The organism is Streptomyces sp. NPDC003456 (genome assembly GCF_042878735.1).
GTDB lineage: Bacteria > Actinomycetota > Actinomycetes > Streptomycetales > Streptomycetaceae > Streptomyces.
Window position 1 is genome coordinate 1064119 of record NZ_JBIAOK010000001.1, and the last position, 21562, is coordinate 1085680.

At 73.3% G+C, this 21562-nt stretch carries 17 protein-coding genes and 2 pseudogenes; 5 read left to right on the forward strand and 14 right to left on the reverse strand.

Going from position 1 to position 21562, the window contains the following annotated elements:
• The first annotated feature begins 32 nt into the window (after nucleotides 1-32).
• The 3 genes from ACFYWG_RS04400 (at nucleotide 33) to ACFYWG_RS04410 (ending at nucleotide 3158) form a co-directional block, all read left to right on the forward strand.
• Nucleotides 33-1058 carry an alpha/beta hydrolase family protein gene (locus ACFYWG_RS04400; protein ID WP_389199202.1) on the forward strand — a complete coding sequence of 342 codons (1026 nt, stop codon included), beginning with the start codon at nucleotides 33-35 and terminating at the stop codon, nucleotides 1056-1058.
• Nucleotides 1059-1200: 142 nt separating this feature from the next.
• Nucleotides 1201-2535: an amidase gene (locus tag ACFYWG_RS04405; protein ID WP_383500636.1), complete on the forward strand. Its 1335-nt coding sequence runs from the start codon at nucleotides 1201-1203 to the stop codon at nucleotides 2533-2535.
• 206 nt (nucleotides 2536-2741) lie between these two features.
• The gene (locus ACFYWG_RS04410) at nucleotides 2742-3158 is read left to right on the forward strand and encodes a VOC family protein (protein ID WP_389199204.1); all 417 of its coding nucleotides are present in this window, start codon (nucleotides 2742-2744) and stop codon (nucleotides 3156-3158) included.
• Nucleotides 3159-3224: 66 nt separating this feature from the next.
• Here the strand turns inward: ACFYWG_RS04410 and ACFYWG_RS04415 are convergent, their stop codons facing one another.
• The 8 genes from ACFYWG_RS04415 to ACFYWG_RS04450 form a co-directional block, all read right to left on the reverse strand.
• Nucleotides 3225-3707: a GNAT family N-acetyltransferase gene (locus ACFYWG_RS04415; protein WP_376324794.1), complete on the reverse strand. Its 483-nt coding sequence runs from the start codon at nucleotides 3705-3707 to the stop codon at nucleotides 3225-3227.
• 54 nt (nucleotides 3708-3761) lie between these two features.
• Nucleotides 3762-3935, reverse strand: coding sequence for a hypothetical protein (locus tag ACFYWG_RS04420; protein WP_333936385.1), 174 nt, complete (start codon nucleotides 3933-3935; stop codon nucleotides 3762-3764).
• Between the two features lie 474 nt (nucleotides 3936-4409).
• Complete coding sequence (locus ACFYWG_RS04425) at nucleotides 4410-5912, reverse strand: SDR family NAD(P)-dependent oxidoreductase (protein WP_389199207.1); 1503 nt, start codon at nucleotides 5910-5912, stop codon at nucleotides 4410-4412.
• Nucleotides 5913-6015: 103 nt separating this feature from the next.
• Nucleotides 6016-7359, reverse strand: coding sequence for a wax ester/triacylglycerol synthase family O-acyltransferase (locus ACFYWG_RS04430; RefSeq protein WP_389199209.1), 1344 nt, complete (start codon nucleotides 7357-7359; stop codon nucleotides 6016-6018).
• A 144-nt stretch (nucleotides 7360-7503) separates the two neighbouring features.
• Nucleotides 7504-10122 carry a PA14 domain-containing protein gene (locus tag ACFYWG_RS04435; protein WP_385416937.1) on the reverse strand — a complete coding sequence of 873 codons (2619 nt, stop codon included), beginning with the start codon at nucleotides 10120-10122 and terminating at the stop codon, nucleotides 7504-7506.
• Nucleotides 10123-10223: 101 nt separating this feature from the next.
• On the reverse strand, nucleotides 10224-11447 hold the full coding sequence (gene glgC, locus ACFYWG_RS04440) for a glucose-1-phosphate adenylyltransferase (protein WP_383500649.1): 1224 nt from the start codon (nucleotides 11445-11447) through the stop codon (nucleotides 10224-10226).
• Between the two features lie 52 nt (nucleotides 11448-11499).
• On the reverse strand, nucleotides 11500-12651 hold the full coding sequence (glgA, locus tag ACFYWG_RS04445) for a glycogen synthase (RefSeq protein ID WP_376324785.1): 1152 nt from the start codon (nucleotides 12649-12651) through the stop codon (nucleotides 11500-11502).
• 39 nt (nucleotides 12652-12690) lie between these two features.
• Complete coding sequence (locus ACFYWG_RS04450; protein ID WP_389199212.1) at nucleotides 12691-13446, reverse strand: (2Fe-2S)-binding protein; 756 nt, start codon at nucleotides 13444-13446, stop codon at nucleotides 12691-12693.
• A 210-nt stretch (nucleotides 13447-13656) separates the two neighbouring features.
• Between ACFYWG_RS04450 and ACFYWG_RS04455 the strand changes: the two genes are divergently transcribed.
• The gene (locus ACFYWG_RS04455; RefSeq protein ID WP_389199214.1) at nucleotides 13657-14967 is read left to right on the forward strand and encodes a DMT family transporter; all 1311 of its coding nucleotides are present in this window, start codon (nucleotides 13657-13659) and stop codon (nucleotides 14965-14967) included.
• Here the strand turns inward: ACFYWG_RS04455 and ACFYWG_RS04460 are convergent.
• Nucleotides 14957-15355: pseudogene (locus ACFYWG_RS04460) on the reverse strand (M23 family metallopeptidase); the annotation flags it as partial. The gene ACFYWG_RS04455 and the pseudogene ACFYWG_RS04460 overlap by 11 nt on opposite strands.
• Before the next feature lie 570 nt (nucleotides 15356-15925).
• Nucleotides 15926-16216 (reverse strand): annotated as a pseudogene (locus tag ACFYWG_RS04465) (transglycosylase family protein); the annotation flags it as partial.
• Between the two features lie 348 nt (nucleotides 16217-16564).
• Between ACFYWG_RS04465 and gndA the strand changes: the two are divergent.
• Nucleotides 16565-18004, forward strand: a complete 1440-nt coding sequence (gene gndA / locus ACFYWG_RS04470) for an NADP-dependent phosphogluconate dehydrogenase (RefSeq protein WP_385416926.1) — start codon at nucleotides 16565-16567, stop codon at nucleotides 18002-18004.
• 581 nt (nucleotides 18005-18585) lie between these two features.
• On the opposite strand, the gene panD is transcribed toward gndA, so the two are convergent.
• From panD to ACFYWG_RS04490, 4 genes are all read right to left on the reverse strand, one after another.
• Nucleotides 18586-19005 carry an aspartate 1-decarboxylase gene (panD, locus tag ACFYWG_RS04475; RefSeq protein WP_389199216.1) on the reverse strand — a complete coding sequence of 140 codons (420 nt, stop codon included), beginning with the start codon at nucleotides 19003-19005 and terminating at the stop codon, nucleotides 18586-18588.
• A gap of 165 nt (nucleotides 19006-19170) precedes the next feature.
• Nucleotides 19171-19737, reverse strand: a complete 567-nt coding sequence (locus ACFYWG_RS04480) for a type 1 glutamine amidotransferase domain-containing protein (protein ID WP_389199218.1) — start codon at nucleotides 19735-19737, stop codon at nucleotides 19171-19173.
• A gap of 96 nt (nucleotides 19738-19833) precedes the next feature.
• Entirely contained in the window at nucleotides 19834-20283 is a 450-nt protein-coding gene (locus ACFYWG_RS04485; RefSeq protein ID WP_376324772.1) for a DUF1931 family protein, read from the reverse strand.
• A gap of 407 nt (nucleotides 20284-20690) precedes the next feature.
• Nucleotides 20691-21536: an aldo/keto reductase gene (locus ACFYWG_RS04490; protein WP_389199221.1), complete on the reverse strand. Its 846-nt coding sequence runs from the start codon at nucleotides 21534-21536 to the stop codon at nucleotides 20691-20693.
• Between the last annotated feature and the right edge of the window lie 26 nt (nucleotides 21537-21562).

Consider the following 21562-nt stretch of genomic DNA (forward strand, 5'->3'; position numbering starts at 1 on the left):
CCGCGCCGCCCCGCCGGGTCACAATGGGCGGTATGCGCCCACGCGGCACCGCCTGTGCCGCCGCCGGGGTGCTCCTGGCCGTCGCGGCCGGCTGCACCGGCGGTGACGGCACCGCCGCGACCGGGACCGTGACCACGAGCGCGGCGGGAGAGCGGACCCCGGGCAGCGCCTCCCCCTCTCCCGGCCCGGTCGACCCCGTCTCCCTCCCGGCGCTGATGCGGCGCGAACACACCGGAACGGCCCTGCGTCTGGGCGACGTGCTCGACCGGACCTCCGCCTACACCCGCTACGCCGTCACCTACGAGGCGAACGGCCTGACCATCTCGGGCGTCATGAACATCCCGACGGGCAAGGGCCCCTTCCCGGCGCTCGTGCTCGCCCACGGCTACATCGACCCCGACGTCTACGTCAGCGGCCAGGGCATGCCGCGCGAGCAGGACCGCCTGGCCCGCAGCGGCTACGTCGTCCTGCACACCGACTACCGCAACCACGCCCGCTCCGACGACGACCCGGACAACGACGTGAACCTGCGCCTCGGCTACACCGAGGACGTCATCGGCGCCGCCCTGGCCCTGCGCGACTCCGGCCGCCCGGAGATCGACGGCGAGCGCATCGGGCTGTTCGGCCGGTCCATGGGCGGCGGGGTCGTCTACAACACCCTGGTCGTGGCGCCCGGCCTGTTCGACGCGGCCGTGGCGTACGCGCCGGTGAGCGCGCGCCCCGAGGAGAACCTCGACCACTTCCAGCGGCCCGACGGCGACCCGGTCGTCGCACGGATCGAGGACGAGCACGGCACACCCGAGGAGGACCCGGCGTTCTGGCGCGGTGTCTCGGCCCTCACCTACGCCGACCGCATGACCGAGCCGCTCCTGATCCAGCACGGCACCGCGGACGAGACGTGCCCGCCGGCCTGGTCGCGGGAGGCCGCCGCCGTGTTCGACGAGGCCGGCAAGGACGTCGAGCTGCGCGCGGTCGCCGGCGAGGGCCACACCTTCGGGCCCCGGTGGGCCGCCGAGATGGACGTCACCGAGGCCTTCTTCGAGCGCCACCTGCGCTGAGACCCGCCCCCGGCCGAGGCCCGGCCCCGCCGTGCGTCCGCGCTCCTCCCGCCCGGCGGCCTCGACGCGCACGGACGACCGGGTGCAGAGTTCTCCTTGCGTACTCGTCAGTAAGTCGTGTCGATCCCTCCGAGGAGCCGCTGTGACCACCTGGGCCGGCCGCACCGCCGCCGAGATATCCGCCGCCGTCCGCGAGAAGCGGGTCACGCCCCGCGAGGTGGTGGCCGAGCACCTCGCCCGGATCGAGCGGCTCGACGGCCGGGTCGGCGCGTTCCGCGCCGTGCGCGCCCGCGCGGCGCTGGCCGAGGCCGACGAGGTGGCCGCCCGCGGCGACTTCGCGGAACTGCCCCTGGCCGGGGTGCCCGTGGCCGTCAAGGACAACCTGCCGGTGCGCGGCGAGTCCACCCGTGTCGGGTCGGCCGCGACACCGGACAGGCCGGCCGACCGCGACCATGTGACGGTCGCCCGGCTGCGGGCGGCCGGGGCGGTGGTCGTGGGACTGACCAACGTACCGGAGCTGTGCGTCTTCGGCACGACGGACGGCGTGCTGGGCGTCTCCCGCAACCCCTGGGACACCTCGCGGTCGGCGGGCGGATCGTCGGGCGGCAGCGCGGCCGCCGTCGCCGCCGGGATGGTGCCCATCGCGCTCGGCAACGACGGCATGGGCTCCTTGCGCATACCGGCCGCCAACTGCGGCCTGGTCACCGTCAAGCCGGGCCGGGGCGTGGTGCCCACCGGCGACGGCAGCACCTGGTTCGGCATGGCCGAGCACGGACCGCTCGCCACGACCGTCGAGGACGCCCGGCTGATGCTGTCGGTGCTCGCCGGCACGGAGTTCGCGCCCGGCGCCGGAACGCTCCGGGTGGCCGTGTCGCTGCGCAGCCCTCTGCTGGGCACCACCGTCAGCCGCCCCTTCGCGGCGGCCGCCCGGGACGCGGCCGGTGTGCTGATGCGGGCCGGCCATCAGGTCCGCCGCGCCGACCCGCCCTACCCCGCGTCCCTCGCCACGACCTCGCTGATCCACTGGACGGCGGGCACGGCCGCCGACGCCCGGGCCCTGGACCCCGGGCGGCTGACCCGGCGCACCCGCGTCCACGCGCGCGTCGGCCGCCCCTTCGTCAGGACCGTCGCCTCCGGCGAGGGGCGCGAGAAGCTGCGGCAGCGACTGGAGCCGTTCTTCGCCGAGCACGACGTGCTGCTCACCCCGGCGCTCGCCCGCCGCTCCCCCGAGGCCGGTCCGTGGCACGAGCGCGGCTGGCTGCGCAATCTGCTGGTCAACACCGCGTACTCGCCCCTGACGCCGCCGTGGAACCTGACCGGCTGGCCCGCGATGGCGGTTCCCTTCGGCACGCTGCCCTCCGGCGCCCCCTGCTCCGTGCAACTGGTGGGGCGGCCCGGCTCGGAGGCCCGACTCCTGGCGCTCGCCGGGCAGTTGGAGGCGCGAAAGCCGTGGCGGCGCACCGCGCCGGTCGACTAGAGTCGGCCGGGTGACTGCCGGGTCGGCCGTAGGCCATGCACGAGTGAGGCGCCCGGCCTCGGAGTGAGCCCGGCGGGGACGGCCCCGCCCCGGCCCGTCCGAGCGCCGGAGGGGGCACGCGCCCCGCCGCACGTCTCCGCGTCCTCGTTCCCGCGCCCCTCAGCGGTGCCTCATCACGGACCCCGAGACCCGGAGAGCATCCACCCATGTACCCCACGTCGCACACCGGCCTGCCGGCCACCGTCGCCCGCCTCGACCACACCGTCGTCTACGCCTCCGACCGCAGCCTGTCGGCGGAGTTCCTCGCCGCCGTCCTGGGCCTGGGGGTCGGCGCCCCGTTCGGACCGTTCCTGCCCGTCGACCTGGGCAACGGCGTGACCCTCGACTACTACGAGAAGCGCGACGAGCCCGTCCAGCCGCAGCACTACGCGTTCCTGGTGCCCGAGGAGCAGTTCGACGCGATGATCGGCCGGCTGGAGGCGCTCGGCGTCACCTACTACGCCGACCCGGGCCACACCGAACCCGGGCGCGTCAACGACCTGTTCGGCGGCCGGGGCGCCTACTTCGCCGACCCGGACGGCCACAACATGGAGATCATGACCCGGCCGTACGCCCGGCCCTGACCGCGGCGACCGGTCGCTCGTCCGCGGGGCCGGGGCACGAGGGCTGCGGGGCCGGGCACACGAGGTCTAGAGGGCCCGGTACATGACGTGCAGCCCGACCAGGCCGTGGCGGGGATGCTCGAAGGCGTCCGGGACCGTGCCGAGGACCGTGAAGCCCAGCGAGGTCCACAGGCGCACGGCCGGGTTGGTCTCGACGACGGCGTTGAACACCATCCCCCGGTACCCGGCGGCCCGGGCCTCGGTCAGCAGGTGCTCGGCGAGCGCCCGCCCGTAGCCCCGGCCGCCCCGGTCGGGGTCGACCATGAAGCCGGCGTTGGCGATCCGGGCGGCCGGACCCCCGTAGTTGGGGGTGAGGTAGGCGGAGGCGACGACGGTGCCGCCGTCGTCCTCGACGACCCAGACGCGTTTCGCCGGGTTCATCCACAGGACCCGGGCCTCCTCCTCGGAGGTACCCGGGTCCCAGGCGTAGGTCTCGCCCGCGGCGACGATGCGGTGCCAGAAAGGCCAGATGCGAGGCCAGTCGTCAGCCGTTGCTTCCCTGATCGGCATGGGTGCGAGTGTGGCACGCCCATGCGCTCGGAGATCGCGGTGGGTCCGCCCGGGTCAGTCGACGCTGGGCAGGATGTGGGGCTCGGCGAGGTCGTCCTCGTAGCCCGCGAGGCGGATCGGGGCCGAACGGGCCCACACGTCGAGGCTGCCGAGCTCGTCGGCCCGTCGGCCGGCGCGCTCGCCGAGTTCCTTGGGGCGCTGATCGCGCTTCGTCTTCTCCGGTGTCACCGCGCACTCCTTATGTGTCGGTCACCCTGGGGACGTACGCGCCGGTCCAGCTGCGCCTGACGCCCCCTCGGGGTCGCGTGTCATGTGCAGTTCGGACGCGGTGGCGCCGGTCGACTCACGGGAGAGCAGCCGTGGTGAACCGGCTTGTCCCAGACGGACCGTGGGTGTGGGTAGGACCCGTGCTGCTGTCCGTCCGCCTCAGGTTAACCACATGAGCGGGCACCCGCTCGATGGGGCTGAAAACAAGCGGTAACGATCGCGCGTCATCCACCGTTCACCCAGGGTTTCCGTCCCGTTTTGTCACCCAACGGGCGTTTCACAAATCACTCGTTCGGCGTAGATGCGCGACGGCCCTTTCGAGACACGCCGGGATGTTCCCGCCGTATCGTCTCCCCCGTCGTCACCGGGGCGGAACCGGCGGACCGTCACCGGCCCGCCGCCCGGCACGCCCTGCCCCTTCCCGGGCGCGCGGTCCTACCACTTCCCGGGCGCGTAGTCCTTGAGGAAGACACCGTAGAGGTCCTCGCCGGCCTCGCCCCGCACGATCGGGTCGTAGACCCGTGCCGCGCCGTCGACCAGGTCGAGCGGGGCGTGGAAACCGGCCTCGGCCAGCCTCAGCTTGTCGTAGTGCGGCCGCTCGTCGGTGATCCAGCCCGTGTCGACCGAGGTCATCAGGATGCCGTCGGTCTGGAACATCTCCTGGGCGCTGGTGCGCGTGACCATGTTCATCGCGGCCTTGGCGGCGTTGGTGTTGGGGTGTCCCGCGCCCTTGTAGCCGCGGCCGAAGACCCCCTCCATCGCCGACACGTTGACGACGTACGCGCGCTTGCTCGCCGCCTTCCTCGCCGCCTCGGCCATCGACGGGCGGAGCTTGCTGATGAGGATGAAGGGCGCCGTGTAGTTGCACAGCTGGGTTTCCAGCAGCTCCACCGGGGAGATCTGCTCGATGGTCTGCACCCAGGTGTTGGTGTCGACGACGTCGGGGACCAGGCCGCCCGCGTCGATCGCCGTGCCGGCCAGGTGCCGTTCGACGCTGGCGTGGCCCGCGACCAGGGCGAGGTCGGCGACCTGCTGCGCGTCCAGGCCGCTGGTGCCGAGCGGCAGCGCGGCGATGCCGTCGACCGCGCCGGAGTTGAACGCGCCGATGACGTGGTGGGCGGGCAGCTCGCCGGCGGGCAGCGGTGCGCTCTCGCCCTCGACCAGCGCGGCGTAGGCCGAGGGCAGGCGGCGGACCGTCTGGGTCGCGTTGTTGACGAGGATGTCGAGCGGGCCCGCCTCGGCGACCTGCTCGGCCAGGGCCACGGCCTGGGCCGGGTCGCGCAGGTCGATGCCCACGACCTCCAGCCGGTGCATCCAGTCCCCGGAGTCGTCCATGGCCTTGAAGCGGCGGATGGCGTCCTTGGGGAAGCGCGTGGTGATCGTGGTGTGGGCGCCGTCGCGCAGCAGCCTGAGCGCGATGTACATGCCGATCTTGGCACGGCCGCCCGTGAGCAGGGCGCGCTTGCCGGAGAGGTCGGCCCGGACGTCCCGCTTCTCGCGGTTCACGCGGGCGCAGTCCGAACAGAGCTGGTGGTAGAAGTAGTCGACTTCCACGTAGCGCGTCTTGCAGGTGTAGCAGGAGCGGGGGCGCTGGAGTATCCCCGCGATCGTGCCCTCCTCGGTGCGCGAGGAGGGCAGCAGCCCCTCGGTCTCGTCGTCGATGCGCTGGGCGGAGCCGGTCGCCGTGGCCTCCGTCACCGCCTTGTCGTGCGCGGTCTTGGCGGCCCGGCGCTCCTGGCGGCGGCGCTGCTTGACCGTGCGGTACACGCCCGCGGTCGCCCGGCGCACGGCGATCGCGTCGGGGTGGTCGACCTCCAGCGTGTCGAGTTCCTCGAGCACGCTGAGGCAGACGGCCAGGCGCTCGGGGTCGATACCGGGTCCGTACGGGTGCCCGCTCGCCTCGTTGATGGCCTGCGGGCCGTCCTCTGTCACCGTCATCGCCGCTGCGTTCCCTGCTGTGCCGTCGCGGCGCGCCGGTCGCGCCTGCATTCGAACGGCGGATTTTACTTCAGCGCCGGGCCCGGCCGCCAAACGCGTGCCCTCAGGGCCGGCAGACCTCCAGCAGCCGCGCCACCTCCCGCGAGACGGCTCCGGCGAACCGGTCGAGGTCGGGGACCGCCTCGCCGTCGGCGACGAGCCCGTAGTGGACGCTGCCCCGATAGGTGGAGACGGCGACCGCCAGGGAGTGGCCGGGGGCCAGCGGCGCCATCGGGAAGACGGCGGTGAGCGGCCGGCCGCCGAGCCGCAGGCCGAGGCTGGGCAGCGGCACGCTGGTCACGAGCAGGTCGAACCAGAGCCGTGCCGCCTGCCCGACGACGGGACCGCCGAGGCGGTGGACCAGGGCGGGGACGTGGTCGGCGAGCAGGGCGACGGCACCCGCGCCCCGGTGGGGCCCGGCGTCCTTGTTGCGGTCCATGGCCTCCCGGACCGAGGCCAGGCGGGCCAGCGGGTCCGGGTCGTCCACCGGAAGCCGTATCAAGTACCCGGAGAGACGGTTGCCCTGGGGATGGGCGGTGCGCGGGCGGCGCCGGGAGACCGGGATCAGCGCCCGGGGCGCGACGCCCTCGCTGCCGTCGCCGCGCTCGTCCAGCCAGCGGCGCAGGGCGCCGGCCACGACGGCGATGAGCACGTCGTTGACGGTGCCGCCGACGGTCTTGCGGATCCGGTGCACGTCGTCCAGGTCGAGCACCACCCCGGCGGTGCGGCGGGTGCCGCTCGGTTCGCAGCTCAACGCGGGGGCGGAGCGCACGTCGAGGGAGGAGCGGGCGACGGCGGAGCCGATGTCCAGGGCGCGGCCCACGTCGGACAGGGCGCCGCGGACCATCCCGGGCAGGTCCCGCACGTCCGGGAGCAGGGGGCGCGGGGGCTCGGCCGGCCGGGGGCGGGGCGCGGGCATGTCCATGGGGTCCATGACGCCCGCGGCCAGTGTGAGGGCCCGCAGCCCGTCGGCCAGGGCGTGGTGGAACTTGAACAGCACCGCGAAGCAGTCCCCGTCCGCGCCCGGCAGCACATGGGCCTCCCAGGGCGGCCGGCCCCGCTCCAGCGGGCGTCCCATCAGGGGGCCCGCCACCGCGTGGAAGTCGGCGGCCGGGGGGTGCAGGCGGACGTGGTGCAGGGGGTCGAAGTCCGGGTCCGGTTCGCGGGCGGCGCCGCCGAAGGCGAAGGGGCTGCGCAGGGCGGCGGGCAGCGGCTGCCACACGTCGCGGATCCGCATGCGCAGCCCGGGGACGCCCGCGGCCCGGGCCGCGAGCAGGTCCGCCGCGTGGGCGCCCGCGGCGGGCGAGTGCGCGGTGAAGATCCCGAGGGCGCCGAGGTGCATCGGATGGTCCGCGGACTCGAGGTTCCAGAACGCCAGGTCGAGAGGAGCGAGCAGATCAGCAGTCAAGGGCTTGCCTCGCGTCAGGGACGGGTGGGCCAGCAGTCAATCGCTCCCAGCCGATTACGGTCAAGTACGATCAGGCTACGCTCAGTTAACAGCGGATTAAGTCCCGCCCCGGTGAGACGGGCGGGACTCATGGTGCATGTGCGGCTAGTCCAGCACAGGTTGCGGCGCCGGGCACCCCGTGGGAGTCACCCGGGAGGCGTCACGGATCAGCGCCTCGTGCGCGGCCCGCAGCTCGGCCGTGCCGGGTTTCAGCACCGCGCGGTCGTAGGTGAGCAGGCCGTTCAGCTCGCCCTCCACGTCGGCGATCTGGGTGTACACGGCGCCGTTGCCGCCCTTGCAGACCAGGGCCCGGACCTCGTCCAGCTTCTCGAGGTAGTCCTCGGTGTAGGTGGCCGGGTCGACGTCGACGTACGACTGCTGCACCGACCAGGCGTGGCCGGGCACCGCCAGGCCCAGGCCGCCGTACTCGCCGCTGACCAGGGCGCGTCTGCCGTCGGGGCGGGGCGGCAGGGCGGGGCTCGGGTAGCCGTGCTCGTCCATGAGGTCGCCGGCGCCGCCGTCGGCGCCCAGGTTCAGCCCGGACTGGTTGTTGACGAGGCGGGTGGGGTCCCAGGCCTTGGCCTGCTCGGCGACCCGGCCCACGTCGTACTGGCCCCAGCCCTCGTTGAAGGTCACCCACATGACGACCGAGGGACTGCTGACGTGCTCGTCGATCATCTCCTTCAGCTCGCGCTCGTAGCGGGCGCGGGCGGAGGCGCTCGGGTTCACCCCGGCCGTCATCGCCGGCATGTCCTGCCAGACCAGCAGTCCGAGCCGGTCGGCCCAGTAGAACCAGCGGTCCGGCTCGACCTTGATGTGCTTGCGCACGGAGTTGTAGCCGAGCCGCTTGTGCACCTTCAGGTCGTAGGCCAGGGCCTCGTCGGTGGGCGCGGTGTGCAGGCCGTCCGGCCAGAAGCCCTGGTCGAGGGTGGCCATCAGGAAGACCGGTTCGCCGTTGAGGACGGTGCGCGGTACGCCGTTCACCTTCTCGACGGCGATGGAGCGCATCCCGAAGTAGCTGCCGACCCGGTCGGCCCCCACCTCGACGCGGAGCTCGTAGAGGAACGGGTCGTCCGGCGACCACAGGCGCGGGTCGTGGACGGTCAGGGTCAGCGGGGCGCCGGTGCGGCCGCGGGCCGTGGCCACCTTGCGCCGGCCCTCGTACGCCGTCGCCCGGACCGGTACGCCGTCGCGGACGCCCCGGGCCTCGACGGTGACCTTCTCCCCGGCCACGTCGGGCGTGATCGCGAGGGAGTCGACGTGGTCGCGGGCCACCGGCTCCAGCCAGACCGTCTGCCAGATGCCGGAGGACGGGGTGTACCAGATGCCGCTCGGGTCCAGGCGCTGCTTGCCGAGGGGCGGGTTCTCACCGGACGCGGCGTCGGTCGGGTCGTGGACGCCGACGATCAGCTCCTGGGTGCGGCCGGGCTTGAGCGCGTCGGTGATGTCGGCGCCGAACTTGTCGTAGCCGCCCTCGTGCACGGCCACTTTCGTGCCGTTGACGTAGACCTCGGAGCGCCAGTCGACGGCCCCGAAGTTGAGCTTGAGCCGCCGGGCGGAGCCGATGTGCCAGTCGCGCGGGACGGTGAAGGTGCGGCGGTACCACATGCGGTCCTCGTGCCGTTCGACCCCGGAGAGCTGGGACTCCACCGGGTACGGCACGAGGATCCGCTCCTTCAGCGTCCTGCCGACGGGCGGCTGCTCGCCCGGCTCGGCGGGGGCGAACTGCCAGCGGCCGTTGAGGTTGCGCCACGCGTCCCGGGTCAGCTGCGGGCGCGGGTACTCGGGCAGGGCGTTGTCCGGTCCGACCTCGTCGGCCCAGCGGGTGCGCAGCTGGTGGGTCGAGTGGTTGGGGCCGCTGGTCCAGAAGGCGCTGACAACGTTGCCCTGGGTGTCGGAGAGGCCGCCCTCGCCGTCGTAGCGGACGTCGGCGGAGCCCTTGGCCGTGCCGGTCCTGTTGCCCACGACGGGCTCGTCGAGGGCGACCAGGAGGGCGGTGGGGTCGGACGGGTCGGGCCGGGCGGCACCGAGGGGCCAGACGGCACCGCCGATGACCGCCGTGAGGTGCTCGGCGAAGCCGGCCGGGGGCGCGGCGACGGGCCGGGCGAAGTCGAGCTTCAGGGTGCGGCCGCTGCTCTGGACGGTGGCGGCGAGGGCTCCGTCGTAGTCGAATCCCTCGGGCAGGCGGAAGGCGGACTGGGGGACGGGTTCCTTGGCGGCCCCGGGCCGCGTCCAGCGCAGGTGGAAGTTGGAGCCGCCGTAGTGCTCGAAGTACTCGACCTTGATGTCGTACGGCGTGCCGGCGGTCAGCTCGACGGGGGCGGAGGTCTGTTCGCGGTCCCAGTCGTCGACCCAGTGGTCGATGGCGAGGGTGCCGTCGATCCAGAGGCGGAAGCCGTTGTCGGCGGTGACGGAGAAGGTGTGGGAGCCGGTCTCGCGCGGGACGAGCCTGCCCGTCCAGCGGACGCTGACGTCGTCGGACCGGCCGGTGGTGAAGTCGAGGCGCGGTTCGAGGTTGCCGAAGTCGAGGTCCTTCTCGAACGTCGTCGCCTTGAGGGTGTGGAAGTCGAAGGCGCCGGGGGCGGAGTGGGTGTAGTACTCGCCCTTGAGGCCGTGGATCTCGGCGGGGTCGTCCGCGAGGGCGGGCGCGGAGGCCAGGCCGGTGAGGGCGAGAAGCACGGCGAGCAGTAACGCGAGGCGGTTTCTGGGGCGTCGGGGACGCACGGAACCTCCATGCCAACGTTGTCATGTACAAGACGTTGGCATGGCAACACGGATCGGGGGCTTCGTCCAGAGGCAGGACAAAGTCCCCGTCCGCCGTCTCGTCAGGTGACCAGCTGCCCCTTGCCCAGGGCGATGACGCCGCCCTTGGAGACAGTGTACAGCTCCGCGTCCCGCTCGGGGTTGACGCCGATGGTGGCACCCGGCGGGACCTCGACGTTCTTGTCGAGCACGGCCCCGCGCACCACCGCGCCCCGCCCCACGTGCACGTTGTCGTGCAGCACGGAGCCCTGCACCACCGCGCCGGGGTCGACCAGCACGCCCGGCGACAGCACCGACCGCGTCACCTGCCCCCGCACCAGGCAGCCCGCGCTGATGATGGACTCGCTGGCGATGCCGCCCGCGTTGAACCGGGCCGGCGACAGCTGGTACGAGTGCGTGTAGATGGGCCAGCTGCGGTTGTACAGGTTGAAGGCGGGCCGCTCGGCGATCAGGTCCATGTGCGCCTCGTAGTAGGCGTCCAGCGTGCCGACGTCCCGCCAGTAGCCCTGGTCGCGGCTGGTCTCGCCCGGGACGTGGTTGGCGCTGAAGTCGTACAGCGCGGCCTCGCCCCGGTCGGTGAGCTGGGGCAGGATCGAGCCGCCCATGTCGTGCACGGAGGACTCGTCCTCCGCGTCGCGCTTGAGCGCCTCGATGAGGGCCTTGGTGGTGAAGATGTAGTTGCCCATGGAAGCGAACACGCAGTTCGGGTCGTCCGCCAGGCCGGGCGGGGCCGTCGGCTTCTCCAGGAAGCGCTCCACCGTCCGCCCGTCCGAGCCGGGCGTGATCACGCCGAACGACGAGGACTCGGTGCGCGGCACCCGGATGCCGGCCACCGTCACGCCCGCCCCGCTGTCGATGTGCTGGGTGAGCATCTGGCGCGGGTCCATGCGGTAGACGTGGTCGGCACCGAAGACGGCCACGTACTCGGGGCGCTCGTCGTAGATCAGGTTCAGCGACTGCAGGATCGCGTCGGCGCTGCCCAGGTACCAGCGCGGTCCGAGGCGCTGCTGGGCGGGGACCGGCGTGACGTAGTTCCCCAGCAGGTTGGACATCCGCCAGGTGGTGGTGATGTGCCGGTCCAGCGAGTGCGACTTGTACTGCGTCAGGACGCAGATGCGCAGGATGCCGGCGTTGACCAGGTTGGACAGCACGAAGTCGACCAGGCGGTACGTGCCGCCGAAGGTCACCGCGGGTTTGGCGCGGTCCGTGGTCAGGGGCATCAGCCGCTTGCCCTCGCCGCCCGCCAGCACGATCCCCAGGACCGAAGGACCACCACCACCACGCATGGCCGCTCCCCTATCGCCGATTTCCCCGATGCCTGCCCCTGACCAGTACCCACTAAGCCTGTTTGACGATCTCCTCGTACAGCCGGACCGTGCGGCGGGCCACCGCGTCCCAGCCGAACTCGCCGACCGCGCGCTCGCGCCCGGCCTCGCCCATGCGCCGCGCCGCCCCGGGATCGGCCAGGACGGTGTCCATGGCCCGGGCGAGCCCGGCCTCGAAACCCTCGCCGGCCGGGACGAGCAGACCGGTCCCGCCGTCGTCCACGACCTCCGGGATGCCGCCGACCGCCGAGGCCACCACGGGCGTGCCGCAGGCCATCGCCTCCAGGTTCACGATGCCGAGCGGCTCGTACACCGAGGGGCACACGAACAGCGCGGCGTGGGTCAGGAGCTGGATCACCTCCGGTCGGGGCAGCATCTTCGGGATCCAGAAGACGCCGTCGCGGACCTCGCCCAGCTCCGCGAACAGCTCCCGGAACTCCCGGTCGATCTCCGGCGTGTCGGGGGCGCCCGCGCACAGCACGACCTGCGCGGCCGGGTCGATGTCGCGCACCGCGCGCAGCAGGTGCGGCACGCCCTTCTGCCGGGTGATGCGCCCGACGAACAGCACGTACGGCCGGGAGCGGTCCAGGCCGATCCGGTCCAGGGCGTCCGTCCCGGGGTCGGGCCGGTACAGCGTGGTGTCGATGCCGTTGTGCACGACGTGCACGCGCTGCGGGTCCAGCGCCGGATAGCAGCCCAGGATGTCCTCGCGCATCGCGCCGGAGACGGCGACGACCGCGTCGGCGGCCTCGATCGCCGTGCGCTCGGCCCAGCTGGACAGCTCGTAGCCGCCGCCGAGCTGCTCCGCCTTCCAGGGTCGCAGCGGCTCCAGGGAGTGCGCGGTCATCACATGCGGGATGCCGTACAGCATCTTGGCGAGGTGACCGCCGAGGTTGGCGTACCAGGTGTGCGAGTGGACCAGCTCACGGCCTTCGAGCGCGGCGGCCATCGCCAGGTCCACGGAGAAGGTGCGCAGCGCGTCGTTGGCCCCGTCCAGCGCGGACCAGGACCGGTGCCGCCGTACGCCGTCGGTGCGGCCCTCGCCCCAGCAGTGCACGTCGAGATCGACCAGCGGTCTCAGTTCCCGGGCGAGGAACTCCACGTGGACACCCGCACCGCCGTACACATCCGGCGGGTACTCCCGGGTCAGCAGTCCCACTCGCACCCGCAACTCCCTGCTCTCAGCGGCCGTTCCCTTTCATGGTCACCCAGAAGCGGCCCGTGGGGAAGAGCGGGGCGGCCGCGGGAAGCAGCAGTCGCCGCAGACGCCCCCGCCGGGCACCCGGTAGTACAGGCAGCAGCTGCGGCGCCGGAAGGACGTGCCGGTGAGCGTGCCGGCCCCCGCGAGCCCGGGGTGGGCGAGGAGTTCGGCGGCCAGGGAGCCGGCCCGGGCGGCGGCGTCGGGACGGCCGTGCAGCCGGGCCCGGCGGTCCAGCTCGCGGGCGGCTCCGGCCAGCGCGGAGGCGGCGTTGCCGCGCAGCAGGCCGGGGGCGGGGCCGCCGTGGGCGGCCAGGGCCGCCGCCAGGGGGTCGAGGTGGCCGCACAGGACGACGTCCGCGATCGTCGCCGCGTCCGCGGGCAGGGCCCGGACGCCGGTCAGCCGCAGGTCGTCGGGCGCGCCGGCGTCCGGGTCCCAGCGCAGGAGCCCGGGGTCGAGGTCGGGCACGGCGCCGCAGAGCACGGCGCTGCCGAGCGCGACCGACCACAGCCGGGCCGTCAGTCCCTGCTGCGCGACGGACGCGGCGACGCGCACCTCGCGGGTGCCCAGGGCGGCGGCGACCTTCCGCAGGCGGAAAACCAGCGGATTTCCGGGCACATCGGGTGCCGTGGCGGCGTACGCCTGTGCCAGAGTGGGAAGGGAGTCCGCTCGTGCTCCGTCCGTGCGCAGCACGAAGAAGCCGCCCAGCGGGCGGAGCGCGGCGAGGTCGGGGTCGAGGTCCACGAAGAGCAGTAGTACCAAGGCCCCTCAGGGGTGCTGCCCGGGGACCCCCTACCCGGGGCGCCCACCCTGGGGATGACGGGGGTTCGCCCCTACTCCATCGGCAGTAGGACCCAATGAGTGCTCAGGGACGACGACGGGAAGACCCGGACACGGCAGGGTGTTGGACATGAGAGCCGACCGTTCGCCGCGCCGGGCCGACAGCCCCCGCCTCCCGCAGAGGAGCAGCCGATGAGCGCCCTCGCGTTGTCCGTTCTGCTGTCGCTGGTGTCCGCGTTCGCCTACGCGGGCGGAGCGATCGTGCAGGAGCGGGTGGCGGAGTCCTCGCCGGGCGAGCAGTACGCCCCGCTGCGCCGGCCGGGCTGGTGGGCGGCGGTCGCGTTGAACGGCCTCGGCGGTCTGCTGCACGTGGTGGCGCTGGCCTACGGCCCGCTCAGCCTGGTGCAGCCGCTGGGCGCGCTGACCATCGTCGTGGCACTGCCGATGGCGGCGCTGTTCGTCGGCCGCAGGGCCGGGGCCACGGCCTGGCGCGGCGCGATCATGGCGACGGTCGGGCTCGCCGGTCTGCTGTCCCTGGTCGCCGCGTCCGACGCGCAGTCGCTGAACGGGGCCGAACGGGTGGCCGTCGCGCTGGTGACGGCGGGCGCGGTCGTGGCCCTGATGATCGCGGCGCGGGCCGCGCACCGGCACCCCGCGGTGCGCAGCATGCTGCTGGCGACCGCGTCGGGCATCGCGTTCGGCATGTCCTCGGTGTTCACCAAGACCGTCGCGGTCGACTGGACCGGCGGCGTATCGGCGGCGGACGTGCCGTCCCTCGCGGTGATCGGCGTCCTCGCCACGGCCGGCATGCTGCTGTCCCAGGCGTCCTACCGGGGCGCCGGGCTCGCCGCCCCGCTGGCCATGCTGACGGTCGTCAACCCGGTGGTGGCGGCCGCGGTCGGCATCACCATGTTCGGCGAGTCCTTCCGCTACGGCGCGACCGGCACGGCGCTGGCCCTGAGCTGCGGCGTGGTGGCGGCCGGCGGCCTGATCCTGCTGACGACGGAGCGGCTGGCGCGCGAGGAGCGGGAGCCGGTCGCCGTGGGCGGCGTGCCCGGCAGCCCCGCCGAGCTGCCCGAGCCGGTGACCCTGGGCGATGTGCCCGACAGTCCTGCGGGCCTGTCCGGGCCGGTCTCCGTGAGCGGTGTGCCCGGCAGCCCGGCTTCGGTGCCCGGGCCGGTCTCCGTCAGTGATGTGCCCGGCAGCCCCGCCCAGTTGCCCGAGCCGGCCGCCCTGGGCGGTGTGCCCGGCAGCCCGGCGGCGCTGCCGGCGCCGGTCTCCGTGAGCCGTGTCGGCAAGGGCGTGGACGGGCCGTTGCTCGTGGAGGGCGTGCTGGTGCCGGGGCCCGCGGCCCCGCGGGCGTCCCCGGACGCGGCGCACGGCAGCGAGGAGCCGCCGGTCGTACCCGGCGACGTGCGCCCGCTGCCCTACGCTCCCTTCTACGGCGTCCCGTACATCCCGCTGCCGGTGTTCGACCGGCACCGCGCACGCGTCAGATCCTGACGCCGCCGGCCCTGAGGTACGCCACGGGGTCGACGTCCGAACCGAAACCGGGCCCCGTCCGCACCTCGAAGTGCAGATGCGGGCCCGAGCTGTTGCCCGTGGAACCGGACCGCCCGATGCGCTGGCCGGCGCTCACCGACTGCCCGTCGCGCACGGAGATCGCCGACAGGTGCGCGTACTGGCTGTAGCGGCCGTCGGAGTGCCGGATGACGACCTCGTAGCCGTACGAGCCGCCCCAGCCGGCGCTGACCACGCTGCCCGCCGCGACGGACTTGACGGTCGTACCCGTGGGGACGGGGAAGTCGACGCCGGTGTGGTAGCCCTTCGACCACGCGGAACCGGCCTTGCGGTAGGGCGTGCCCGGGGAGGCGCCGACCGGGGCGACGAGGCCCTGGCGGGTGGCGGTGGACCGCGCGGCGCGCTCCTTGCCCGCTTCCTTGTGCCGGTCCTGTGCCTTGTCCTTGTGCCTGTCCCGGGCCGTGTCCTTCTTCGCCCCGTCCGCCCCGTCCCGGGCCCGCTCCTTCGCGGGCCTCTCCGGCGCCGGGCGGAGCTTCTCGGCCGGCCTGGGTGCGGGGCGCGTCTTCGTCGCGCCCTCACCGCGCAGCGCGAGCCGCTGCCCCGGCACGATCAGGTCCGGGTCGTCGCCTATGGTCGCGCGGTTGGCGGTGTACAGCCCGCGCCAGCCGCCCCTGACCTCGTGCTCGCCGGCGATGCCGGAGAGCGTGTCGCCCCTGACGACCGTGTACATCTCGGCGTTGCCCGCGCGGGACTGCGGCGTCGACTGCGGCCGGACGTCCTCGATGGACGTCTTCTTCCGCGTCTCCTTCTGCTGCGTGCGCCCGGCGGCCGGGCGGATGTCCGGCTCGCCTCCGCCCCGCGTCAGCCCGGCCCGTACCGAGCAGGCCGGCCAGGCGCCCGGCCCCTGCCCGTCCAGGACCTTCTCCGCGACGGCGATCTGCTGGTCCCTGGAGGCCAGGTCCGCGCGGGCCGCATAGGTCCGGCCCCCGTAGGCCTCCCAGGTCGACTGGGTGAACTGCAGTCCGCCGTAGTAGCCGTTGCCGGTGTTGATGCTCCAGTTGCCGCTGGACTCGCAGGCGGCGACCTTGTTCCAGGTGTCCACGTCCGCCGCCTGGGCGGGCGACGCCCCCATGAGCGGCAGCGCCATACCGGCGCCGCCCGCCGTGACGGTGAGCGAGGCGCGGTTGATCCTGTTCGGCTGATACCGGCGGTGCCGGCCGCGTACGGCCATCGGGAGCCCCCCTAGACATGCGTCAGGAGGGGCAAAAGTAAGCGCTGCGAACCGGCCGGAACAAGACGCCAATCGGCCGCGCGGAGGCCCGAATGGCCGATATGAGGCCCCAGTTGCGCGACGCGCGCCCCGGCCGTGCACCCCCTGCGGCACGCGGTGCGCGGGTGCGGCGCGCGCGGGTGCGCGTACGACCGCTGAGTACCGCGGGCCCCGCGTGCGTATCTGCCTGCGCGGCGTCGTGCGACCCGCGCGTGCGGACGGAACAGCGGCACGTCAGGATGGTCGGACGGACCAGGCCGGCGGGCACCACCGGCGGCACCGACACCTAGGTCTTCAGGAGCGAACCGAATGAGCAGTACAGCGCAGATCGGCGTCACGGGACTGGCGGTCATGGGCCGCAACCTCGCCCGCAACTTCGCCCGCAACGGCTACACGGTCGCGGTGCACAACCGGACGCCCTCGCGCACCCACGCCCTGGTCGAGGAGTTCGGCGGCGAGGGCGAGTTCGTCGCGTGCGAGAGCGCGAAGGACTTCGTGGCGGCGCTCGAGCGGCCCCGGCGGCTGGTCGTCATGGTGAAGGCCGGCGACCCGACGGACGCGGTGATCCAGGAGTTCGCGCCGCTGCTGGAGCCCGGCGACATGATCATCGACGGGGGCAACGCGCACTTCGCGGACACCCGGCGCCGCGAGCGGGACCTGCGCGAGCAGGGCATCCACTTCGTCGGCATGGGCGTCTCCGGCGGCGAGGAGGGCGCGCTGAACGGCCCGAGCATCATGCCCGGCGGCCCGAAGGAGTCCTACGACTCGCTCGGCCCGATGCTGGAGAAGATCTCGGCCAAGGCGGCCGACGGCACGCCGTGCGTCTCCCACGTCGGCCCGGACGGTGCCGGTCACTTCGTGAAGATGGTGCACAACGGCATCGAGTACGCGGACATGCAGCTCATCGGCGAGGCGTACCAGCTGCTGCGCGACGTCGCCGGCTACTCCCCCGCCGAGATCGCGGACATCTTCCGCACCTGGAACACCGGCCGCCTCGACTCCTACCTGATCGAGATCACGGCCGAGGTCCTGTCGCACGTGGACGCGGAGACGGGCAAGCCGTTCGTGGACGTCGTGGTGGACCAGGCCGAGCAGAAGGGCACCGGCCGCTGGACCGTGCAGATCGCGCTGGACCTGGGCGTGCCGGTCTCGGGCATCGCCGAGGCGGTGTTCGCGCGGTCGCTGTCGGGCCACGCGGCGCTGCGCGAGGCCTCGCGCGGCCTGGCCGGCCCGACGGCGCAGCCGATGGGCGAGGCGGAGGCCCGGGCGTTCGCGGACCGGGTCGAGCAGGCGCTGTACGCCTCGAAGATCGTGTCGTACACGCAGGGCTTCCACGAGATCGCCGCCGGCAGCGAGGAGTACGACTGGGGCATCGACCTCGGTGCGGTCTCCGCGCTGTGGCGGGGCGGCTGCATCATCCGCGCGGCGTTCCTGGACCGGATCCGGGCCGCGTACGACGCCCGGCCGGACCTGCCGAGCCTGCTGTCGGACGAGACGTTCGCCCGGGAGATCGCGGACGCCCAGGACGACTGGCGCGAGGTGCTGGTCGCCGCGACCCGCCAGGGCGTGCCGACGCCCGGCTTCGCGGCGGCGCTGGCCTACTACGACGCCCTGCGCGCGGAGCGGCTGCCGGCCGCGCTGACGCAGGGGCAGCGGGACTTCTTCGGCGCGCACACCTACCGCCGGGTGGACCGGGACGGGTCGTTCCACACGCTGTGGGGCGGGGACCGGTCGGAGGTCACGGCGTAGCGGCCGGAGCCGCCGCACGGGCACCGGCGAGGGGCCGGTGGGCCGCCCTGACGGGCGCCCATCGGCCCCTTCGTCGTGTCTGTCTGCCGTGCGCCATCCTGTCGTACGCGTCGTGCCTCAGGACAGGGGCGGGCCCGGCTCGGGGCTCGGTACGGGTTCCGGTCCCGGGGGGATCGGGGACGGGTCGGGCCCCGGCGGCCCCGGCGGCGTCGGCCCCGGGGGCGGGGTGGGCGACGGCGGGGGCGGCGTCGGCTCCGGGCCGGGCGGCGGCTGCGGGTTGGGCACGGGGTCGGGGCCCGGGGGGTCCGGTTGGTGCGGGTCCGGGCCCGGCGTCGGTGCGGGGGGCACCGGATCGGGATACGGGTTCGTCATCTGGTCCTCCAGCCAGTGGCTCGACTCCGGCACTGGACTACTCCCCCGCCTACCCGGCGCGGCTGTGCGCAGTCACTCCCCCGCGCGACGGGGAGGCGACCAGGTGGTGGTATCACCGAGGTTGCCGGTGACGGCCGGGCAGGGACCGCTCGACTGTCACCGGCGGGGCGCTGCGGCTCGCTCCTGGGCGCCTTCGCCTGGGACGCCGCTCAGGCGCCGACCGCGTGCGTGCTGCGCTGCTGGTCCGTGTCCGGCACGGGCGCGGACGGGTCGGCTCCGAGGGCCACGATCCGATTCCGGTCGTCCACGTGGACGACCTTCGGGACGAGTGCCCGGGCCTCGGCGTCCGTCACCTGGGCGTAGCTGATGAGGATGACCAGATCGCCGGGGTGCACGAGGTGGGCGGCGGCCCCGTTGATCCCGATGACGCCGGATCCCCGCTCGCCCTCGATGACGTACGTCTCCAGCCGGGCGCCGTTGGTGATGTCGACGATGTGGACGAGCTCGCCGGGCAGCAGATCGGCGGCGTCGAGCAGATCGGCGTCGATGGTCACGGACCCCACGTAGTGCAGGTCGGCCTGGGTGACGGTGGCACGGTGGATCTTGGACTTGAACATGGTGCGCAGCATGTCGAACTCCTGGAAGACGGCTCCCTGCCTGCTTTGTACAGGTCAAGGGCGGTCGTCACTGTACACCGGCACGCGTCGCAGTCGATGGTTGCGAGAAGATCGCTCGACTCGGAGGACAGGAAGCTCCGTGCTCACCTTCCTCCTCGCCGTCCCGAGGCCGGGGGTTCAGCCGGGCATGGGGTGGTGCGCCCGGGCGAACTGGTCCACGACGGCGGCGCAGAAGGCAGGCAGGTCGGCCGGGCCGCGGCTGGTGACCAACTGCCCGTCCACCACCACCTCCTGGTCGGCGACGACCTCGGCCCCGGCGTTGCGCAGGTCGGTGCGGATGCTGGGCCAGGACGTCAGGCGGCGACCGCGCACGGTGTCCGCCTCCGCCAGCGTCCACGGGCCGTGGCAGATCGACGCGACCGGTTTCCCGCCGGCCATGAAGTCCCTGACGAACTGCACCGCGTCGCGGTCCATGCGCAGCTGGTCGGGGTTCATCGTGCCGCCGGGCAGGAGCAGGGCCTGGTAGTCGTCGACGGAGGCGTCGGCGACCAGGCGGTCCACAGGGAAGGTTCCTGCCGGGTTGAGGTCGAACTGGCGGGCCTGGATCTCCCCGGGATGAAGCGAGATGATCTCGGTTTTCGCCCCCGCGCCCTGCAGCGCGCCGCGCGGTTGGTCGAGTTCCACGCGCTCGACGCCGTCGGTGGCCAGGACGGCCACCCGCATCCCCTGCAGTTCCTGAGTCATGGTGTGGTTCCCTTCACGAGTCGCTGGTCGTACGCCACGATCGTTCGCTGCCTTCTTCACCGGCACGCGCACCTGGCGCGCACCGGGGCGCGATCGCTACAGCAGCCGGTCGAACACCGCCGTCACGCCGTCCCAGTGGCTGGTCTGCGGGTTCTTGACGTCCGGATACACGGTTCTGAACGTCTCGGCGAGGGCGACGCTGAGACCGCCGATGATCTCGGGGTAGCGCTCTTCGGTCTCGTCGGTGGGTGCCCTGTCGAGGGGAGGGTGCGCGGCCAGCTGTTCCACGATCGGTTTCAGCTCGACCTCCTGGTCCAGCCGGCGGAACCGGTGGATGCTCTCCTGGAGACCCTTGGTGATCGGCAGGTCCCACGGTTCGACGGTGTCCCGGCCGTTGGCCTTGGCCGACGCCTGCCCGACGACCAGGAGGTCGTAGAGCTTCGCGTCGACGAAGTCGCCGTACCGCTTCAGGTCGTTCTTGTCCACGTCGAGGCCCGCCGCGGCGCGGAAGAACCTCTCGAACTTCGACACACCCATCACGGTCATGCCTTCGCCTCCTCGCCGTGAACCGGACGGCGTCGTTCGCTCACGCCGGCGCCGCCATCGGCTGCTACCGGTCGAGACTCGCAGAGCCCGCCTGCCGAGCGCCTCCGCACCCCAGGCCGAAAGGGAACAGCCCCTCCTACCCCGGCAGAGCAGTAGCGAACGGGCGGCAGTCCCCGGTCAGCCGTACGGCCCCCTCCCGCAGGGGGTCTGGGCGGTGTCGCAGCGCCTCGAGCGGGAGCCGGTGACCGGACGGCGTGGCCGACCAGGGAAGCGGGTCCGTGTCCGGACGGCCCGAGGAGGGGTCGCCCCTCCCGGCCCTACCCCCCGGGCGGGGTGCCCCCACTTGTGCTCGGAGGTCCGAACCTCCCGTTCCGACGACGAACGGGCGCGTCATCCTGGCAGCTCTTTCAGAGCATCTCCAGGGGCGTGGACCCGCGGGGCGACGGGAACGCCGCGTCGAGGGTGTCCAACGCCTCGGTGGGCAGGTGGAGATCAGCCGCGCCGCGGTTCTGCCGGACGTGGTCGGGTGATCCGGAACGCGGGATCGCGACCACCCCTTGCTGCAGCACCCAGGCGAGTGCCACCTGGGCCGGTGTCGCTCCGAGGGTGCGGGCCACAGCGCCCAGCGCCTCGACCTGGAGGATCCGCCCCTGCTCGATCGGGGAGTAGGCCATGACCGTCACCTCCGCCTCGCGGCACCAGGGGAGCAGATCCCACTCGATGCCGCGCCGGGAGAGGTTGTACAGCACCTGGTCCACGGCTACGGCGTCGCCACCGGGAAGGGTGGCCAGCTCGGCCATGTCGGCGACGTCCAGGTTGCTCACGCCCCAGTGGCGGATCTTCCCCGCCGCCATCAGGTCGGTGAATCCCGCAAGGGTCTCCTCGAGCGGCCACCGTCCCCGCCAGTGCAGCAGGTACAGGTCCAGCCGTTCCGTACGCAGCCGCCGCAGGCTGGCCTCGCAGGCGGCGACGGTGCCCTTCCGGTCGGCGTGGCCGGGCAGCACCTTGCTGACGAGGAAGATCTCCTCCCGCCGCCCTAGGAGGGCCTCCCCGACGAGTTCCTCGGCTGCGCCGCCGCCGTACATCTCCGCCGTGTCGACGACGGTCATGCCCAGGTCCACGCCCAGCCGCAGCGCGGCGATCTCCTGTGCACGCCGGGCCGGGTCCTCGCCCAGGTACCAGGTTCCCTGCCCGAGCGCCGCGATCTCCTCGCCGGTGGGGAGGGCGATCGTTCCGGCCGATTCCGCAGACATCCCGGGCCTCCCGTCCGCCGCGGACT

Bases quoted from the DNA above. Each gene is read 5' to 3' on its own strand.
- ACFYWG_RS04415 (WP_376324794.1), bottom strand. From the start codon at position 3,707: ATGCCGATCAGGGAAGCAACGGCTGACGACTGGCCTCGCATCTGGCCT.
- glgC (WP_383500649.1), bottom strand. From the start codon at position 11,447: ATGCGTGGTGGTGGTGGTCCTTCGGTCCTGGGGATCGTGCTGGCGGGC.
- ACFYWG_RS04400 (WP_389199202.1), top strand. From the start codon at position 33: ATGCGCCCACGCGGCACCGCCTGTGCCGCCGCCGGGGTGCTCCTGGCC.
- ACFYWG_RS04490 (WP_389199221.1), bottom strand. From the start codon at position 21,536: ATGTCTGCGGAATCGGCCGGAACGATCGCCCTCCCCACCGGCGAGGAG.
- ACFYWG_RS04485 (WP_376324772.1), bottom strand. From the start codon at position 20,283: ATGACCGTGATGGGTGTGTCGAAGTTCGAGAGGTTCTTCCGCGCCGCG.
- ACFYWG_RS04480 (WP_389199218.1), bottom strand. From the start codon at position 19,737: ATGACTCAGGAACTGCAGGGGATGCGGGTGGCCGTCCTGGCCACCGAC.
- ACFYWG_RS04425 (WP_389199207.1), bottom strand. From the start codon at position 5,912: ATGACGGTGACAGAGGACGGCCCGCAGGCCATCAACGAGGCGAGCGGG.
- ACFYWG_RS04410 (WP_389199204.1), top strand. From the start codon at position 2,742: ATGTACCCCACGTCGCACACCGGCCTGCCGGCCACCGTCGCCCGCCTC.
- gndA (WP_385416926.1), top strand. From the start codon at position 16,565: ATGAGCAGTACAGCGCAGATCGGCGTCACGGGACTGGCGGTCATGGGC.
- ACFYWG_RS04455 (WP_389199214.1), top strand. From the start codon at position 13,657: ATGAGCGCCCTCGCGTTGTCCGTTCTGCTGTCGCTGGTGTCCGCGTTC.
- panD (WP_389199216.1), bottom strand. From the start codon at position 19,005: ATGCTGCGCACCATGTTCAAGTCCAAGATCCACCGTGCCACCGTCACC.